Origin of the sequence: Streptomyces sp. NPDC059989 (genome assembly GCF_042736975.1) — a bacterium.
GTDB lineage: Bacteria > Actinomycetota > Actinomycetes > Streptomycetales > Streptomycetaceae > Streptomyces.
The window spans coordinates 167,756-184,572 of the sequence record NZ_JBHWUO010000005.1; the positions used below are offsets into that span (position 1 = coordinate 167,756).

Sequence of the window (16,817 nt, forward strand, 5' to 3'; positions counted from 1 at the left end):
GCGGCGGGGGCGGCTGTGCGTTTGCGCACACGGCGGCGCCGGACGAACCTTTGCCCGCCGTACGGAGTCCCGCGGCAAAACCGCAGGTGGACGCGGTACTGCTCGGCGCTCCTCCGGGAGGCGGACGCGTTCGCCCAGGTCGGAGGGGTGCGCCGGCCGTGGAACCCTGGAGCGCGTTCCCCCGTCTGTGTCAGAGGACGCAGAGCATGCAGAGAACCGGGAACGGACCCAGCAGGACTGAGGAGAGCATGAGCGAGGAAAGCAACGGCCGCGGCCGACGCGCCGCGGGCCGGCGCCGACGGAAACCGCCGGCGCGCCGCAGAGCCCTCGCCATAGCCGCGTGGAGCGCCGCAGGCGTGGTCCTGCTCGGCGGGGCGGGCCTCGGCTACTTCTACTTCAAGCTCAACGGCAACCTGAAGACCGTCGACATCGACCAGGCGCTCGGCACCGACCGCCCGCAGAACGTGGACAACGGCTCGATGGACATCCTCGTCCTCGGCTCCGACTCCCGCGGCGGCGCCAACGGCGAGTACGGCAAGGACGACGGCGGCTCCGCGCGCTCCGACACCGCGATGATCGTCCACCTGTACGAGGGCCACCAGAAGGCCAGCGTCATATCGATCCCGCGCGACACCATGACCGTCCGCCCCGCCTGCACCACGGGCAAGGGGAAGACCGACCCCGGCGGGACGCGCAAGCAGTTCAACGAGGCGTACACCATCGGCGGGGCGGCCTGCGCGGTCAAGACCGTCGAGAAGATCTCGGGGATCCGCATGGACCACTACATCGAGGTCGACTTCACGGGCTTCAAGAAGATCATCGACACCCTCGGCGGGGTCGAGGTGACCACCACCAAGCCCATCAAGGACGGCGCCAGCCACCTCGACCTGGCGGCCGGCCCCAACAAGCTCAACGGAGAGCAGGCCCTCGGCCTCGTCCGTACCCGCAAGAGCGTCGGCGACGGCAGCGACCTGGGCCGAATACAGCTCCAGCAGGCCTTCATCAAGGCGCTGATCAAGCAGGTCAAGACCATCGGCCTGTTCGACAACCCCAAGAAGCTGCTCGACCTCGCCGACACCGGCACCAAGGCGATCACCACCGACAAGGCGCTCGGCGATGTGAAGTCCCTCATGGGCTTCGCCCAGAGCCTCCAGGGCATCGACGCCCACAACCTGCAGATGATCACGCTGCCGGTGACCGCGGATCCGCTCGACTCCGACCGCGTGGCTCCGCTGACCAAGCAGTCCAAGCTGGTCTGGGACGCCCTGCTGGCCGACCAGCCCGTACCCGCCGAGGCCACAGAGAACTCGATGGGCGACAAGGGCACGGTCGGCGGGATCGTCCAGTAGGGGCGACCGGAGCCGGGTGCGGAATAGACGCGGGCCCTCCTCCGTTGAGGGAGGCGTCCTCAGAATTTTGACAGGCAGCCCGGTCCTGGCAGACTGGTCTGTCGGCCCCGGTTCACGCAGCGCGCAATTCGGCTCCTGCGACCCGGCGCCCTCCCGAATCTAGGAGACACCTTGAAGAGCGAGATCCACCCCGAGTACGTCGAGACCCAGGTCAGCTGCACCTGTGGCGCGTCGTTCACCACCCGCTCCACGCTGACCAACGGCACCATCCGTGCCGAGGTCTGCTCCGAGTGCCACCCGTTCTACACGGGCAAGCAGAAGATCCTCGACACCGGTGGCCGCGTGGCCCGCTTCGAGGCTCGCTTCGGCAAGGGTGCGGCCAAGAAGTAGCGCGACCCAGGCGCCGGTCACCGGCCGCTCCCTGTCCATACGGGGGTGGCCGGACCGGCGCCTTTGTCGTCGTCCAGCCCCGTCACCCCATGCCGTTGTTTCGTACTTTCACCACAGGAGCCCCCGATGTTCGAGGCGGTCGAGGAACTGATCGGCGAGCACGCCGATCTTGAGAAGAGGCTCGCCGACCCTTCGGTCCACTCGGATCAGGCCAACGCGCGCAAGCTGAACAAGCGCTACGCGGAGCTGACGCCGATCGTCGCGACCTTCCGTGCGTGGAAGCAGGCGGCCGAGGACATCGAGACGGCCAAGGAGTTCGCGGCCGACGACCCCGACTTCGCGGCCGAGGTCAAGGAGCTGACGGCGCAGCGCGAGGAGCTCACCGAGAAGCTCCGCCTGCTGCTGGTCCCGCGCGACCCCAGTGACGACAAGGACGTGCTCCTCGAGGTCAAGGCGGGCGCGGGCGGCGACGAGTCGGCGCTGTTCGCCGGCGACCTGCTGCGCATGTACCTGCGCTACGCCGAGCGCGTGGGCTGGAAGACCGAGATCATCGACGCCACCGAGTCCGAGCTCGGCGGCTACAAGGACGTCCAGGTCTCCGTCCGCACCAAGGGCGGCAACGGCGCCACCGAGCCCGGCCAGGGCGTGTGGGCCCGCCTGAAGTACGAGGGCGGCGTGCACCGCGTCCAGCGGGTTCCGGCCACCGAGTCCCAGGGCCGCATCCACACCTCCGCCGCCGGCGTGCTCGTCACCCCGGAGGCCGAGGAGGTCGAGGTCGAGATCAACATGAACGACCTCCGCATCGACGTGTACCGCTCGTCGGGCCCCGGCGGCCAGTCCGTCAACACCACCGACTCGGCCGTGCGCATCACGCACCTGCCGACCGGTGTGGTCGCCTCCTGCCAGAACGAGAAGAGCCAGCTCCAGAACAAGGAGCAGGCCATGCGCATCCTGCGCTCGCGTCTGCTGGCAGCAGCCCAGGAGGCCGCCGAGCAGGAGGCCTCCGACGTGCGCCGCAGCCAGGTGCGCTCCGTGGACCGCTCCGAGAAGATCCGTACGTACAACTTCCCGGAAAACCGGATCTCGGACCACCGCACCGGATTCAAGGCGTACAACTTGGACCAGGTGCTCGACGGCGACCTCGACTCGGTCATCCAGGCCTGTGTCGACACCGACTCCGCGGCCAAGCTCGCCGCCGCGAAGTAGAGCCGCAACGATCCCCGTACCACCCCCCGTACGACAGCAGCCCGGAGGACCAGCGTGAACTTGCTGCTTGCCGAGGTGGCCCAGGCCACCCAGCGGCTGGCCGCCGCCGGCGTGCCCTCACCGCGCTTCGACGCGGAGGAGCTCGCGGCCTTCGTGCACGGCGTCAAGCGGGGGGAACTGCACCACGTCAAGGACGCGGACTTCGACGCCCGCTACTGGGAGGCCGTCGCCCGCCGCGAGGCGCGCGAGCCGCTCCAGCACATCACCGGCCGCGCCTTCTTCCGGTACCTGGAGCTCCAGGTCGGGCCCGGGGTCTTCGTGCCCCGGCCCGAGACCGAGTCGGTCGTGGACTGGGCCATACACGCCGTCCGGGCGATGGACGTGGTCGAGCCGATGATCGTCGACCTGTGCACCGGCTCCGGCGCGATCGCGCTGGCCATGGCGCAGGAGGTGCCGCGCTCGCGCGTGCACGCCGTCGAGCTGTCCGAGGACGCCCTGCGGTGGACCCGCAAGAACGCCGAGGGCTCCCGGGTCAGCGTGCACCAGGGCGACGCGCTCAGCGCCCTGCCGGAGCTCGACGGACAGGTCGACCTGGTCATCTCCAACCCGCCGTACATCCCGCTCACCGAGTGGGAGTACGTGGCCCCCGAGGCCCGGGACCACGATCCGGAGATGGCGCTCTTCTCCGGCGAGGACGGCCTCGACACCATCCGCGGCATCGAGCGCACCGCCCACCGGCTGCTCAGGCCCGGCGGCATCGTCGTCATCGAGCACGCCGACACCCAGGGCGGCCAGGTCCCCTGGATCTTCGCCGAGGAGCGGGGCTGGGCCGACGCGGCCGACCACCCGGACCTCAACAACCGCCCGCGCTTCGCGACCGCCCGCAAGGCGCTGCCGTGACCGGCGCGACCGTTCCTGCCACCACCCTGCTGCACGAGGAGGCCCGCTGATGGCCCGGCGATACGACTGCAACGACGCGACGGACCGCAAGACGGGTCTGCGTGAAGCCGCATCCGCCGTGCGCCGCGGCGAGCTCGTCGTGCTGCCCACCGACACCCTGTACGGGATCGGCGCGGACGCCTTCAGCCCGGAGGCCGTCCACGACCTGCTCGCCGCCAAGGGTCGGGGCCGCGGCATGCCCACCCCGGTGCTCATCGGCTCCCCGAACACCCTGCACGGCCTGGTCACGGACTTCTCCGAGCAGGCGTGGGAGCTCGTCGACGCCTTCTGGCCGGGTGCGCTGACGCTCGTCGCCAAGCACCAGCCCTCGCTGGCGTGGGACCTCGGCGACACCGGCGGCACCGTGGCCGTACGGATGCCCCTGCACCCCGTCGCGATCGAGCTGCTGACCGAGGTCGGCCCGATGGCCGTGTCCTCGGCCAACCTGTCGGGGCAGCCGGCGCCGGAGGACTGCGACGCGGCGCGCGAGATGCTCGGGGACTCCGTGTCCGTGTACCTGGACGGCGGGCCGACGCCCGGCATCCAGCCGTCGTCGATCGTCGACGTCACCGGGAAGGTTCCCGTCCTGCTGCGCGAGGGCGCGCTCACCGCGGACCAGCTGCGGGAGGTCGTACCCGACCTCGAGGTCGCCCCGTGAGCCCTGAGGGGCGTGGCATAGCGAGGGACTCTTTCCGCATACTCCACGTCAGCACCGGCAACGTGTGCCGCTCGCCCATCACCGAGCGGCTGACGCGGCACGCCCTCTCGCACCGCCTCGGCGGCTTCGTCAGCGGTGACCTCATCGTGGAGAGCGCCGGTACGTGGGGGCACGAGGGCGCCCCGATGGAGGCGAACGCGGCCGCCGTGCTGGCGGACTTCGGGGCCGACGCCTCCGGTTTCACCGGGCGGGAGCTGCTGGACGAGCACGTCATCCGGGCGGACCTGGTGCTGACCGCCACCCGGGACCACCGGGCGCAGGTCATCTCGATGGGCCACTCGGCGGGGCTGCGGACCTTCACGCTGAAGGAGTTCACGCGGCTGGTGCGGGCCATAGACCCGGCCACGCTGCCGCCGTTGGACGACGGCATGGCGGAGCGGGCGCGGGCCCTTGTCCGGGCCGCGGCTGCCCTGCGGGGCTGGTTGCTGGCACCTTCCCCCGACGCGGACGAGGTGTACGACCCGTACGGGGCGCCGATCACCTTCTTCCGCTCGATCGGCGACGAGATCAACCAGGCGCTGGACCCGGTGGTCACGGCCCTGACGGGCGTCACCGCTTCCCGCTGACCCTTGCCGTGCGGGTGCCGGGGGCCGCTGCGCGGAGCCTTTCCCCCACCCCGCCCCTTCCCGAAACCGGGCCCTGCCCGGACCCGCGCCTCAAACGCCGGCGAGGCTGAAATTGCCCTCTGGGCAATCCAGCCGCGCCAGGCGGACGGCAGGAGCGAATCCAGCGCTCCGGCGGAGCCCACAGGCGGGATCGGCGGGGGCGGCCTACAGTGGCTGGTACCCGGTACCCCCTGGAGTCGTGCCATGAGCCTCATCACCCAGGCCACGGATGCCCTGCGCCAGCAGGACCCGCAGATGGCCGACGTCCTCGAAGGGGAGCGGCAGCGGCAGGCGACCACGCTGCAGCTGATCGCCGCCGAGAACTTCACCTCGCCCGCCGTGCGCGCCGCACTCGGGTCGACGCTCTCCAACAAGTACGCCGAGGGATACCCCGGCTCCCGCTACCACGGCGGCTGCGAGTACGTGGACGTGGCCGAGCGGGTCGCCGTCGAGCGGGCCAAGGCGCTGTTCGGAGCCGAGCACGCCAATGTGCAGCCGCACTCCGGGTCCTCCGCCGTGCTGGCGGCCTACGCGGCGCTGCTGCGGCCCGGGGACACCGTGCTGGCGATGGGGCTCCCGTACGGCGGCCACCTCACGCACGGCTCGCCCGCCAACTTCTCCGGCCGCTGGTTCGACTTCGTCGGGTACGGGGTCGACGCCGAGACGGGTCTCATCGACTACCACCAGGTGCAGGAGCTGGCCCGCGCGCACCGCCCCAAGGCGATCGTCTGCGGGTCCATCTCCTATCCCCGGCACCCCGAGTACTCGGCCTTCCGGGAGATCGCCGACGAGGTGGGGGCCTATCTCATCGCCGACGCCGCGCACCCGATCGGGCTCGTGGCGGGCGGGGCCGCGCCCAGTCCCGTCCCGTACGCCGACGTCGTCTGCGCGACCACCCACAAGGTGCTCCGCGGGCCGCGCGGCGGGATGGTCCTGTGCGGCGACGAGTTCGCCGAGCGCATCGACCGGGCGGTGTTCCCCTTCACCCAGGGCGGCGCCCAGATGCACACCATCGCCGCCAAGGCCGTGGCCTTCGGGGAGGCGGCGGGGCCCGCCTTCACCACCTACGCCCACCGGGTCGTCGCCCATGCCCGGGTGCTCGCCGAGGCGCTGGAGGGGTACGGCTTCACCATCACCACCGGCGGGACCGACACGCATCTGATCACCGCCGACCCGGCACCGCTCGGCGTCGACGGCCCGACCGCCCGCGGCCGGCTCGCCGCGGCGGGGATCGTCCTCGACACCTGCGCCCTCCCGTACGGGGACCAGCGCGGCATCCGCCTCGGCACCGCGGCCGTGACCACCCAGGGGATGGGGGAGGCGGAGATGCGCCGGATCGCCGGGCTGTTCGCCGCCGCACTGCACGGGGACGCCGCGAAGACACGCAGGGAGGTCAACGAGCTGACGCAGGGATTTCCCCCTTACGGGGAGTAAGCGGGACAAGAGGGGCGTACTGGAACCGGGATCGGGCCCCTCGCGTCCTCGGTGGAGGGGACATCGCAGCTAATGTGTGGGGCTGAGATGGCCGGCGATACATCTGGGGCAGCCCGTGCGTGAATATCTGCTGACGCTTTGCGTCACGGTCGCGGTGACCTACCTGCTGACCGGGCCCGTGCGGAAGTTCGCGATCGCGGCCGGGGCCATGCCGGAGATCCGCGCCCGCGACGTGCACCGCGAGCCCACGCCACGGCTGGGCGGCATCGCCATGTTCGGCGGACTCTGTGCCGGCCTGCTGGTCGCCGACCACCTGCGGAACCTCAACGGCGTCTTCGAGCTGTCGAACGAACCGCGCGCGCTGCTCTCCGGCGCGGCCCTGATCTGGCTGGTCGGCGTACTCGACGACAAGTTCGAGCTCGACGCCCTGATCAAGCTCGGCGCGCAGATGATCTCCGCCGGCGTGATGGTCATGCAGGGTCTGACCATCCTGTGGATCCCCGTCCCGGGCATCGGCACGGTCCCGCTCACCCAGTGGCAGGGCAACCTGCTCACCGTGGCCCTCGTCGTGATCACCATCAACGCCGTGAACTTCGTGGACGGACTGGACGGCCTCGCCGCCGGCATGGTCTGCATCGCCGCCGCCGCGCTCTTCCTCTACGCGTACCGGATCTGGTTCGGCTACGGCATCGAGTCGGCCGCGCCCGCGACCCTCTTCGCCGCGATCCTGATGGGCATGTGCCTGGGCTTCCTGCCGCACAACATGCACCCCGCCCGGATCTTCATGGGCGACTCCGGCTCGATGCTCATCGGCCTGGTGCTGGCCGCCTCCGCGATCTCCCTCACCGGGCAGGTGGACCCGGACGCGCTGGCCCTCTTCGCGGGTGGCGAGCGCAACGCGACGCACGCGATGCTCCCCGCCTACATCCCGCTGATCCTGCCGCTGACGATCATCGCGATCCCGATGGCGGACCTGGTCCTGGCCATCGTGCGGCGTACGTGGAAGGGCCAGTCGCCCTTCGCCGCGGACCGCGGGCACCTGCACCACCGGCTGCTGGAACTCGGGCATTCGCACAGCCGCGCGGTCCTCATCATGTACTTCTGGTCAGGACTGATCGCCTTCGGCACGGTGGCCTATTCAGTGCATTCCGCCTCGATGTGGATCGTGCTGGCGATCGCCGGGCTGAGCGCGGTGGGCCTGACCCTGCTGCTCCTGCCGCGCTTCACCCCGCGTGCTCCGCGCTGGGCCTACGGCCTGGTGCCGCCGCGCTACCGGCACGCCACACGGGCCGCCGAGGCCGCGGCGGAGGCGGCCGCGCGGGACGCCTCGGGCACCGAGCCGGAGCCCGCCAGGCCGATCGCCGTGGGTGTCTCCGGCGTCAACGGGGCGACCGCCGTAGGCCCCCGTTCGCGCTTCCCCGACCGGCGTAAGGCCGGATCGGCCCGCTGACGGCGGGGGCGCATGTCGGAAATGAACCCCCTTTACCAGACAAGGTGGTTCGCTGTCGCGCACACACGCGCAGGGTCCCTCTCATGTGTGACAGTCAGCACACCCGGCAGGTAAAGCTCTCATCAAATAGTTTGTGATACCGTTCACTAAACCCGGCGACAGAGCCGAAGGACCGTAGTGCGACGGTCCCTTGGCCCGAGGTTCCCTCTCGGACCGGGCTTACGCTCGTCCCGTACGAGTTCCTTGCCCCCACCACCACGCGGAGCAAACCGCCATGCGGTCAGATGACGTCCGATCCCTCCTGCAAACAGCCGTACCCACCGCTGCCGCCGGCGCTGTAGCCGCCGTGATCAGTGGTTTTGTGGTCGGCGGTAAGGGAGCGGTCGGTTCCGTTGTCGCGACGCTGGTCGTGATCCTGTTCATGGGCATCGGATTCGTCGTTCTGCAGCGCACGGCGAAATCACTTCCGCATCTCTTCCAGGCCATGGGGCTCATGCTCTACGCGGCCCAGATTCTGCTGCTCTTCGTCTTTCTCGCCGTGTTCAAGAACACCACGCTGTTCCATCCCAGGGCGTTCGCGATCACGCTCGTCGCCACCACCCTCGTGTGGATCGGCGCACAGACGCGTGCTCACATGAAGGCCAAGATCCTTTACGTCGAACCGGACTCGGTGAAGGGTGACAAGCCCGAAAATCCGGGGTCGAAGTCGTGAGGGGTAGGGGCGGGATAAGTGCGCGTTCGGGATGCTGCTATCGTCCGGTGCCATATGCGGCACTGCGGGCTCGGGCACCTGAGCTGACGCCTGTTCCATCGCGAGGCTCGATGCCTGACCGCCGCCCCACCATCCGTAACACCAGTCCAGTGCCGAACCGCGGCTGCTCGCCGCGCCGACACAACGAGGTTGCCGTACCTATGCGCCACGCTGAAGGAGCCCGCGGTGAGTGCTGACCCGACGCAGGTCCTCGCTTTCGAGACCGACTGTCACATCTTCGACGGATGTGGCTTCCCCGGCCCGGGCCTGCACTCGTTCCTTTTCGAGCCGCTGTGGGGCGAGCCTGGCCTGACCAGCACGTACTTCAACAAGCCGATGCTGCTGGCCCTCCTGGGCTCCGTCATCATCGTGGGCTTCTTCTGGGCCGCCTTCGGTAAGCCGAAGGTCGTCCCCGGCAAGCTCCAGATGGTCGCCGAGGCCGGCTACGACTTCGTGCGCCGCGGCATCGTGTACGAGACGCTGGGCAAGAAGGAGGGCGAGAAGTACGTCCCCTTCATGGTCTCGCTGTTCTTCTTCGTCTGGATCCTGAACCTCTGGTCGATCATCCCGCTGGCTCAGTTCCCGGTGACCTCGATCATCGCGTACCCCGCCGCCCTGGCTCTGATCGTGTACGCGATCTGGATGAGCGTCACGTTCAAGCGCCACGGCTTCGTCGGCGGCCTCAAGAACCTGACGGGCTACGACAAGAGCCTCGGCGGCGTGCTGCCGCTCGTCATGGTCATCGAGTTCTTCTCGAACGTCCTGGTGCGGCCCTTCACCCACGCGGTCCGACTGTTCGCGAACATGTTCGCCGGTCACACCCTGCTGCTGCTCTTCACGATCGCCAGCTGGTACCTGCTGAACGGCATCGGCATCGCCTACGCGGGTGTCTCGTTCGTGATGGTCATCGTGATGACCGCCTTCGAGCTCTTCATCCAGGCTGTCCAGGCGTACGTCTTCGTCCTCCTGGCCTGCAGCTACCTCCAGGGCGCGCTCGCCGAGCACCACTGAGCCAGGCCCGCCCCGCTCAGCCCCCCCGTATTCGTCCGGTGGCCAACCCCCACCGGTCCGTGAAAGAGAAGGAAGAACTGGCATGTCCCAGACCCTTGCCGCCGTCACCGGCTCCCTCAGCTCCGTTGGTTACGGTCTTTCGGCCATCGGCCCCGGCGTCGGCGTCGGCATCATCTTCGGTAACGGCACCCAGGCCCTTGCCCGCCAGCCCGAGGCTGCCGGCCTGATCCGCGCCAACCAGATCCTCGGCTTCGCCTTCTGTGAGGCGCTCGCCCTGATCGGTCTGGTCATGCCGTTCGTCTACCCGAGCTCCTGATCCTCGGTCTCGACGAACAGCCCATTAGACGAAAGGCACTGATGTGAACCTCCTGGTTCTCGCGGCAGAGACGGAAAACCCGCTCTTCCCGCCGATCCCCGAGCTCGTCATCGGTCTGATCGCCTTCGTCATCGTCTTCGGTTTCCTCGCGAAGAAGCTCCTCCCGAACATCAACAAGGTTCTGGACGAGCGCCACGCGGCGATCGAAGGCGGTATCGAGAAGGCTGAGGCCGCTCAGACCGAGGCTCAGAGCGTGCTGGAGCAGTACAAGGCCCAGCTCGCCGAGGCCCGGCACGAGGCCGCGCGCCTGCGCCAGGAAGCGCTGGAGCAGGGCACTGCGCTCAAGGAAGAACTGCGCGCAGAGGGCCAGCGGCAGCGTGAGGAGATCATCGCTGCCGGCCACGCCCAGATCGCGGCGGACCGCAAGGCCGCCTCTCAGGCGCTGCGTCAGGACGTGGGCAAGCTCGCCACCGACCTGGCCGGAAAGCTCGTCGGCGAGTCCCTTGAGGACCACGCCCGGCAGAGCCGCACGATCGACCGCTTCCTCAGCGAGCTTGAGGAGAAGGCCGAGGCGGCCCGATGAACGGAGCGAGCCGCGAGGCGCTGGCCTCCGCGCGTGAGCGTCTCGACGCGCTGACGGACAACACGTCCGTCGACGCGGCGAAGCTCGCCGGTGAGCTGGCAGCCGTCACCGCGCTGCTCGACCGTGAGGTCTCGCTGCGTCGGGTCATCACGGACCCGGCGCAGTCCGGTGAGGCCAAGGCCGAGCTGGTGGGCCGACTGCTGTCCGGCCAGGTGGGCGGGGAAACCCTCGACCTGGTGTCCGGCATGGCCCGGTCCCGCTGGTCGCAGTCCCGCGACCTGGTGGACTCGCTGGAGGAGCTGGCGGCCACCGCCGACCTCACGGCGGCCCAGCAGGGCGACGCGCTCGACAACGTCGAGGACGAGGTGTTCCGGTTCGGCCGGATCGTCTCCTCGAGCACCGAGCTGCGTTCCGCGCTGACCGACCGGGCGGCCACCGCCTCCGCCAAGAGCACGCTGCTGCGCAGCCTGCTCGGCGGCAAGGTGAACGCCGTCACCGAGCGCCTGGTGATCCGTCTTGTCACCCAGCCGCGTGGACGTAGCCTGGAAGCGGGACTCGAGTCCCTTTCCACGCTCGCCGCCGAGCGCCGCAACCGCATGGTCGCCACCGTGACCAGCGCGGTTCCGCTCAGCGACGTGCAGAAGGCGCGTCTCGGCGCGGTCCTGGCCAAGCTGTACGGCCGCCAGATGCACCTGAACCTCGACGTGGACCCCGAGGTCCTCGGCGGGATCTCGGTGCGTGTCGGCGACGAGGTCATCGACGGCACCATCGCGGACCGCCTCGCCGAGGCGTCCCGCCGCATGGCCGGCTGACCAGCCACCAATAGAACAACGCATTCCTAGCGGCCCGGTTGGGCCGTGCAGAACTTGCAGAAGATTCCTGGGGGTCGCCCCCAGACCCCTAAGAAGCTTCAGGCCCAACAAGGAGAGCAGGGAACCCAGATGGCGGAGCTCACGATCCGGCCGGAGGAGATCCGGGACGCACTGGAGAACTTTGTCCAGTCGTACCAGCCGGACGCGGCCTCGCGCGAGGAGGTCGGAACGGTCAGCGTTGCCGGCGACGGCATCGCGAAGGTGGAGGGCCTGCCCTCCGCCATGGCGAACGAGCTGCTGAAGTTCGAGGACGGCACCCTCGGTCTCGCCCTCAACCTCGAGGAGCGCGAGATCGGTGCGGTCGTCCTCGGCGAGTTCAGCGGTATCGAGGAGGGCCAGCCGGTGCAGCGCACCGGTGAGGTTCTCTCCGTCGGCGTAGGCGAGGGCTACCTCGGCCGCGTCGTCGACCCGCTCGGCAACCCGATCGACGGTCTCGGCGAGATCGCGACCGAAGGCCGCCGCGCCCTCGAGCTGCAGGCCCCGGGCGTCATGGTCCGCAAGTCGGTGCACGAGCCGATGCAGACCGGCTACAAGGCGATCGACGCGATGGTGCCGGTCGGCCGTGGCCAGCGTCAGCTGATCATCGGTGACCGTCAGACCGGCAAGACCGCTCTTGCCGTCGACACGATCATCAACCAGCGCGACAACTGGCGCTCGGGCGACGTGAACAAGCAGGTTCGCTGCATCTACGTCGCCATCGGCCAGAAGGGCTCGACCATCGCGTCCGTTCGCGGCGCCCTGGAAGACGCCGGTGCGCTCGAGTACACGACGATCGTCGCCGCCCCGGCGTCCGACCCGGCCGGCTTCAAGTACCTGGCGCCGTACACCGGTTCCGCCATCGGCCAGCACTGGATGTACGCCGGCAAGCACGTCCTGATCATCTTCGACGACCTGTCGAAGCAGGCCGACGCCTACCGCGCCGTCTCGCTGCTGCTGCGCCGCCCGCCGGGCCGCGAGGCCTACCCGGGTGACGTCTTCTACCTGCACTCCCGTCTGCTGGAGCGCTGCGCGAAGCTCTCCGACGACATGGGTGCCGGTTCGATGACCGGTCTGCCGATCGTCGAGACCAAGGCGAACGACGTGTCGGCGTTCATCCCGACCAACGTCATCTCCATCACCGACGGCCAGTGCTTCCTGGAGTCCGACCTGTTCAACGCGGGCCAGCGCCCGGCGCTGAACGTCGGTATCTCGGTCTCCCGCGTCGGTGGCTCCGCCCAGCACAAGGCCATGAAGCAGGTTTCCGGCCGTCTGCGCCTGGACCTCGCCCAGTACCGCGAGCTGGAGGCGTTCGCCGCCTTCGGTTCCGACCTGGACGCCGCGTCGAAGGCTTCGCTGGAACGCGGCAAGCGTCTGGTCGAGCTGCTGAAGCAGGGCCAGTACCAGCCGATGCCCGTCGAGGAGCAGGTCGTCTCCGTCTGGGCCGGCACCACCGGCAAGATGGACGACGTCCCGGTCAACGACATCCGTCGCTTCGAGTCGGAGCTGCTGGAGCACCTGCGCCGCGAGCGCAAGGACCTCCTCACCTCCATCGCCGAGGGCGGCAAGATGTCGGACGACACCCTGACGTCGGTCGCGGACGCCATCGCTGCCTTCAAGCGCCAGTTCGAGACCTCGGACGGCAAGCTCCTCGGCGAGGACGCACCGGCCGTCAACGTCTCCAAGTGACGACGGAAGGGACCTGACTCATGGGAGCGCAGCTCCGGGTCTACAAGCGTCGCATCCGTGCCATCACGGCGACCAAGAAGATCACCAAGGCGATGGAGATGATCGCCGCCTCGCGCATCGTCAAGGCGCAGCGCAAGGTGGCGGCATCGATGCCGTACGCGACCGAGCTCACCCGTGCGGTGACCGCGGTGGCGACCGGCTCGAACACCAAGCACGCCCTGACCACCGAGGTCGAGACGCCGACGCGTGCCGCGGTTCTGCTCATCACGAGCGACCGCGGTCTGGCCGGCGGCTACTCCTCGAACGCCATCAAGCAGGCGGAGCGGCTCACCGAGCGGCTGCGCGCTGAGGGCAAGGACGTCGACACCTACATCGTCGGCCGCAAGGGTCTGGCCTACTACGGCTTCCGCGAGCGCAAGGTCGCGGATTCGTGGACCGGCTTCACCGACAGCCCGGCCTACGCCGACGCCAAGCGCGTCGCCGGGCCGCTGATCGAGGCCATCCAGACGGAGACGGCCGAGGGCGGCGTCGACGAGCTGCACATCGTCTACACGGAATTCGTGTCGATGATGACGCAGAACCCGGTGGACGGTCGGATGCTGCCGCTCAGCCTCGACCAGGCTGTGGAGGAGAGCGGTACGAAGGGCGAGATCCTTCCGCTGTTCGACTTCGAGCCGTCGGCGGAGGACGTCCTCGACGCCCTGCTGCCGCGCTACGTCGAGAGCCGTATCTACAACGCACTGCTGCAGTCGGCCGCTTCCGAGCACGCCGCCCGCCGCCGCGCGATGAAGTCGGCGACCGACAACGCCGGGGATCTCATCAAGAGCCTCTCCCGGCTTGCCAACGCGGCCCGCCAGGCCGAAATCACCCAGGAAATCAGCGAGATCGTCGGTGGCGCGAGCGCCATGGCTGACGCGACCGCGGGGAGTGACAAGTAATGACGACCACTGTTGAGACGGCCGCCGCCACGGGCCGCGTCGCCCGGGTCATCGGCCCGGTCGTCGACGTGGAGTTCCCCGTCGACGCCATGCCCGAGATCTACAACGCCCTCAAGGTCCAGGTCGCAGACCCGGCCGAGGACGGCAAGCTCAAGACCCTGACCCTCGAGGTCGCGCAGCACCTGGGTGACGGCATCGTCCGTACCATCTCGATGCAGCCGACCGACGGTCTGGTCCGCCAGGCCGCGGTGACCGACACGGGCGAGGGCATCACCGTCCCCGTCGGTGACTTCACCAAGGGCAAGGTGTTCAACACGCTGGGTGAGGTGCTGAACTACCCCGAGGCGAACGCCGAGGTCACCGAGCGCTGGCCGATCCACCGCAAGGCGCCCCGCTTCGACGAGCTCGAGTCGAAGACCGAGATGTTCGAGACCGGCGTCAAGGTCATCGACCTTCTCACCCCGTACGTCAAGGGTGGAAAGATCGGTCTGTTCGGTGGTGCCGGTGTCGGCAAGACCGTTCTGATCCAGGAAATGATCTACCGCGTCGCCAACAACCACGACGGTGTGTCGGTCTTCGCGGGCGTCGGTGAGCGTACCCGTGAGGGCAACGACCTCATCGAGGAAATGGCCGACTCGGGCGTCATCGACAAGACGGCGCTTGTCTTCGGCCAGATGGACGAGCCCCCGGGCACCCGTCTGCGCGTCGCCCTTGCCGGTCTGACCATGGCGGAGTACTTCCGCGATGTGCAGAAGCAGGACGTGCTGTTCTTCATCGACAACATCTTCCGGTACACCCAGGCGGGTTCCGAGGTGTCGACCCTGCTCGGCCGTATGCCCTCCGCGGTGGGTTACCAGCCGAACCTGGCCGACGAGATGGGTCTCCTCCAGGAGCGCATCACCTCGACCCGTGGTCACTCGATCACCTCGATGCAGGCGATCTACGTCCCCGCGGACGACCTGACCGACCCGGCGCCGGCGACCACCTTCGCCCACCTCGACGCGACGACGGTTCTCTCCCGTCCGATCTCCGAGAAGGGCATCTACCCGGCCGTGGACCCGCTGGACTCGACGTCCCGCATCCTCGACCCGCGGTACATCGCGGCGGACCACTACGCCACGGCGATGCGCGTCAAGGGGATCCTCCAGAAGTACAAGGACCTCCAGGACATCATCGCGATCCTCGGTATCGACGAGCTGGGCGAGGAGGACAAGCTCGTTGTCCACCGTGCCCGTCGTGTCGAGCGCTTCCTGTCGCAGAACACCCACGTCGCCAAGCAGTTCACCGGCGTGGACGGTTCGGACGTTCCGCTCGAGGAGTCGATCACCGCGTTCAACGCGATCTGCGACGGTGACTACGACCACTTCCCCGAGCAGGCGTTCTTCCTGTGCGGTGGCATCGAGGACCTGAAGGCCAACGCCAAGGAGCTGGGCGTCTCCTGATCCGGCGTGCTCCTCGCGGAGCGCATCCGGTTCGCAGGCCACCAGTGAACGCTGACAGTGTCTGCAGACGGAGAGGGGCGGGTATGTCCCGTCCCTCTCCCCACGCCCATTAGAATTTGACCCAACACCCGGCTGAACCGCCGGGTGGTGACCCGAGGAGCCACCTTGGCTGCTGAGCTGCACGTCGAGCTGGTCGCGGCGGACCGCAATGTCTGGTCCGGCGAGGCCACCCTTGTTGTCGCCCGCACCACGTCCGGCGACATCGGCGTCATGCCCGGTCACCAGCCGCTTCTCGGTGTGCTGGAATCGGGCCCTGTGACCATCCGTACCAGCGAGGGCAACACTGTCGTCGCCGCGGTGCACGGCGGTTTCATCTCGTTCGCGGACAACAAGCTGTCCCTGCTGGCCGAGATCGCCGAGCTCGCCGACGAGATTGACGTCCAGCGCGCGGAGCGGGCACTGGAGCGCGCCAAGTCGGAGACCGACGCGGCCTCCGAGCGGCGCGCCGAAGTCCGTCTGCGTGCGGTCGCGGGGCACTGAGCGCCGTACCAAAAGTGTGAAACCTCAGCCGCGGTCCGTTCCGGAATTTTCCGGAGCGGGTCGCGGCTGAGGCGATGCAGGTCTGTTTTTCGTCTGTATTCGATGAGCGAGGAGGTCGGTGAAGATGCTCCTCGCTCTGCTTGTGAGCGGCCTGGTCGTAGCCCTGGTGGTGATCGGGCTGTTTGTCTTCGGGCTGCGCCGCAGACTGATCCAGCGCTCCGGCGGCACCTTCGACTGCAGCATGCGCTGGGGCGTGGCCGAAGAGCCCGACATCTCCGGCAAGGGCTGGGTGTACGGGGTCGCGCGCTACAGCGGTGACCGCATCGACTGGTTCCGCGTCTTCAGCTACTCGCCCCGCCCGCGCCGGATGCTGGAGCGGTCCTCCATCGAGGTCGTCGCCCGCCGTGCCCCCGAGGGCGAGGAGGAGCTGGCCCTGCTCTCCGACGCCGTTGTGCTCGGCTGTGTCCATCAGGGGACGCGCCTGGAGCTGGCGATGAGCGAGGACGCGCTGACCGGTTTCCTGGCCTGGCTGGAGGCGGCGCCGCCCGGGCAACGGGTGAATGTCGCCTGAATTCCTTGCCCGTTGGATGGGGGTCCCCCCGGACGAA

General features: G+C 68.8%; 18 protein-coding genes. All 18 read left to right on the forward strand.

Annotated elements, in window-relative coordinates; genetic code table 11:
* The first annotated feature begins 248 nt into the window (after window positions 1–248).
* The 18 genes from ACFWBN_RS06830 to ACFWBN_RS06915 all read left to right on the forward strand — a co-directional run bounded on the left by ACFWBN_RS06830 (window position 249) and on the right by ACFWBN_RS06915 (window position 16,780).
* The gene (locus tag ACFWBN_RS06830; RefSeq protein WP_385171660.1) at window positions 249–1,349 is read left to right on the forward strand and encodes an LCP family protein; all 1,101 of its coding nucleotides are present in this window, start codon (window positions 249–251) and stop codon (window positions 1,347–1,349) included.
* Between the two features lie 171 nt (window positions 1,350–1,520).
* Entirely contained in the window at window positions 1,521–1,739 is a 219-nt protein-coding gene (gene rpmE / locus ACFWBN_RS06835) for a 50S ribosomal protein L31 (RefSeq protein WP_385171663.1), read from the forward strand.
* Between the two features lie 126 nt (window positions 1,740–1,865).
* A complete protein-coding gene (gene prfA, locus ACFWBN_RS06840) occupies window positions 1,866–2,945 on the forward strand; it encodes a peptide chain release factor 1 (protein WP_385171666.1) in 1,080 nt (359 codons plus the stop codon).
* 54 nt (window positions 2,946–2,999) lie between these two features.
* Entirely contained in the window at window positions 3,000–3,845 is an 846-nt protein-coding gene (prmC, locus tag ACFWBN_RS06845; RefSeq protein ID WP_030708130.1) for a peptide chain release factor N(5)-glutamine methyltransferase, read from the forward strand.
* A gap of 49 nt (window positions 3,846–3,894) precedes the next feature.
* Entirely contained in the window at window positions 3,895–4,542 is a 648-nt protein-coding gene (locus ACFWBN_RS06850) for an L-threonylcarbamoyladenylate synthase (protein WP_385171670.1), read from the forward strand.
* Window positions 4,539–5,168, forward strand: coding sequence for a protein-tyrosine-phosphatase (locus ACFWBN_RS06855; RefSeq protein WP_385171673.1), 630 nt, complete (start codon window positions 4,539–4,541; stop codon window positions 5,166–5,168). Before ACFWBN_RS06850 ends, ACFWBN_RS06855 begins: the two co-directional genes overlap by 4 nt.
* Window positions 5,169–5,411: 243 nt before the next feature.
* Complete coding sequence (glyA, locus tag ACFWBN_RS06860; protein WP_385171676.1) at window positions 5,412–6,641, forward strand: serine hydroxymethyltransferase; 1,230 nt, start codon at window positions 5,412–5,414, stop codon at window positions 6,639–6,641.
* A gap of 115 nt (window positions 6,642–6,756) precedes the next feature.
* A complete protein-coding gene (locus ACFWBN_RS06865; protein ID WP_385171679.1) occupies window positions 6,757–8,091 on the forward strand; it encodes an MraY family glycosyltransferase in 1,335 nt (444 codons plus the stop codon).
* Window positions 8,092–8,365: 274 nt separating this feature from the next.
* On the forward strand, window positions 8,366–8,803 hold the full coding sequence (locus tag ACFWBN_RS06870; RefSeq protein ID WP_385171682.1) for a hypothetical protein: 438 nt from the start codon (window positions 8,366–8,368) through the stop codon (window positions 8,801–8,803).
* Between the two features lie 210 nt (window positions 8,804–9,013).
* Window positions 9,014–9,853, forward strand: a complete 840-nt coding sequence (gene atpB / locus ACFWBN_RS06875) for a F0F1 ATP synthase subunit A (protein WP_385171887.1) — start codon at window positions 9,014–9,016, stop codon at window positions 9,851–9,853.
* Window positions 9,854–9,935: 82 nt separating this feature from the next.
* Complete coding sequence (locus ACFWBN_RS06880) at window positions 9,936–10,169, forward strand: F0F1 ATP synthase subunit C (RefSeq protein ID WP_385171685.1); 234 nt, start codon at window positions 9,936–9,938, stop codon at window positions 10,167–10,169.
* A gap of 43 nt (window positions 10,170–10,212) precedes the next feature.
* The gene (locus ACFWBN_RS06885; protein WP_385171688.1) at window positions 10,213–10,752 is read left to right on the forward strand and encodes a F0F1 ATP synthase subunit B; all 540 of its coding nucleotides are present in this window, start codon (window positions 10,213–10,215) and stop codon (window positions 10,750–10,752) included.
* On the forward strand, window positions 10,749–11,564 hold the full coding sequence (locus ACFWBN_RS06890) for a F0F1 ATP synthase subunit delta (RefSeq protein WP_385171691.1): 816 nt from the start codon (window positions 10,749–10,751) through the stop codon (window positions 11,562–11,564). Before ACFWBN_RS06885 ends, ACFWBN_RS06890 begins: the two co-directional genes overlap by 4 nt.
* Before the next feature lie 129 nt (window positions 11,565–11,693).
* Entirely contained in the window at window positions 11,694–13,289 is a 1,596-nt protein-coding gene (atpA, locus tag ACFWBN_RS06895; RefSeq protein ID WP_385171694.1) for a F0F1 ATP synthase subunit alpha, read from the forward strand.
* Window positions 13,290–13,309: 20 nt separating this feature from the next.
* The gene (locus ACFWBN_RS06900; RefSeq protein ID WP_385171696.1) at window positions 13,310–14,227 is read left to right on the forward strand and encodes a F0F1 ATP synthase subunit gamma; all 918 of its coding nucleotides are present in this window, start codon (window positions 13,310–13,312) and stop codon (window positions 14,225–14,227) included.
* Window positions 14,227–15,669, forward strand: coding sequence for a F0F1 ATP synthase subunit beta (gene atpD, locus ACFWBN_RS06905; RefSeq protein WP_243631448.1), 1,443 nt, complete (start codon window positions 14,227–14,229; stop codon window positions 15,667–15,669). Before ACFWBN_RS06900 ends, atpD begins: the two co-directional genes overlap by 1 nt.
* A gap of 165 nt (window positions 15,670–15,834) precedes the next feature.
* Entirely contained in the window at window positions 15,835–16,209 is a 375-nt protein-coding gene (locus tag ACFWBN_RS06910) for a F0F1 ATP synthase subunit epsilon (RefSeq protein ID WP_215018162.1), read from the forward strand.
* A 124-nt stretch (window positions 16,210–16,333) separates the two neighbouring features.
* A complete protein-coding gene (locus ACFWBN_RS06915) occupies window positions 16,334–16,780 on the forward strand; it encodes a DUF2550 domain-containing protein (protein ID WP_385171702.1) in 447 nt (148 codons plus the stop codon).
* Window positions 16,781–16,817: the final 37 nt, after the last annotated feature.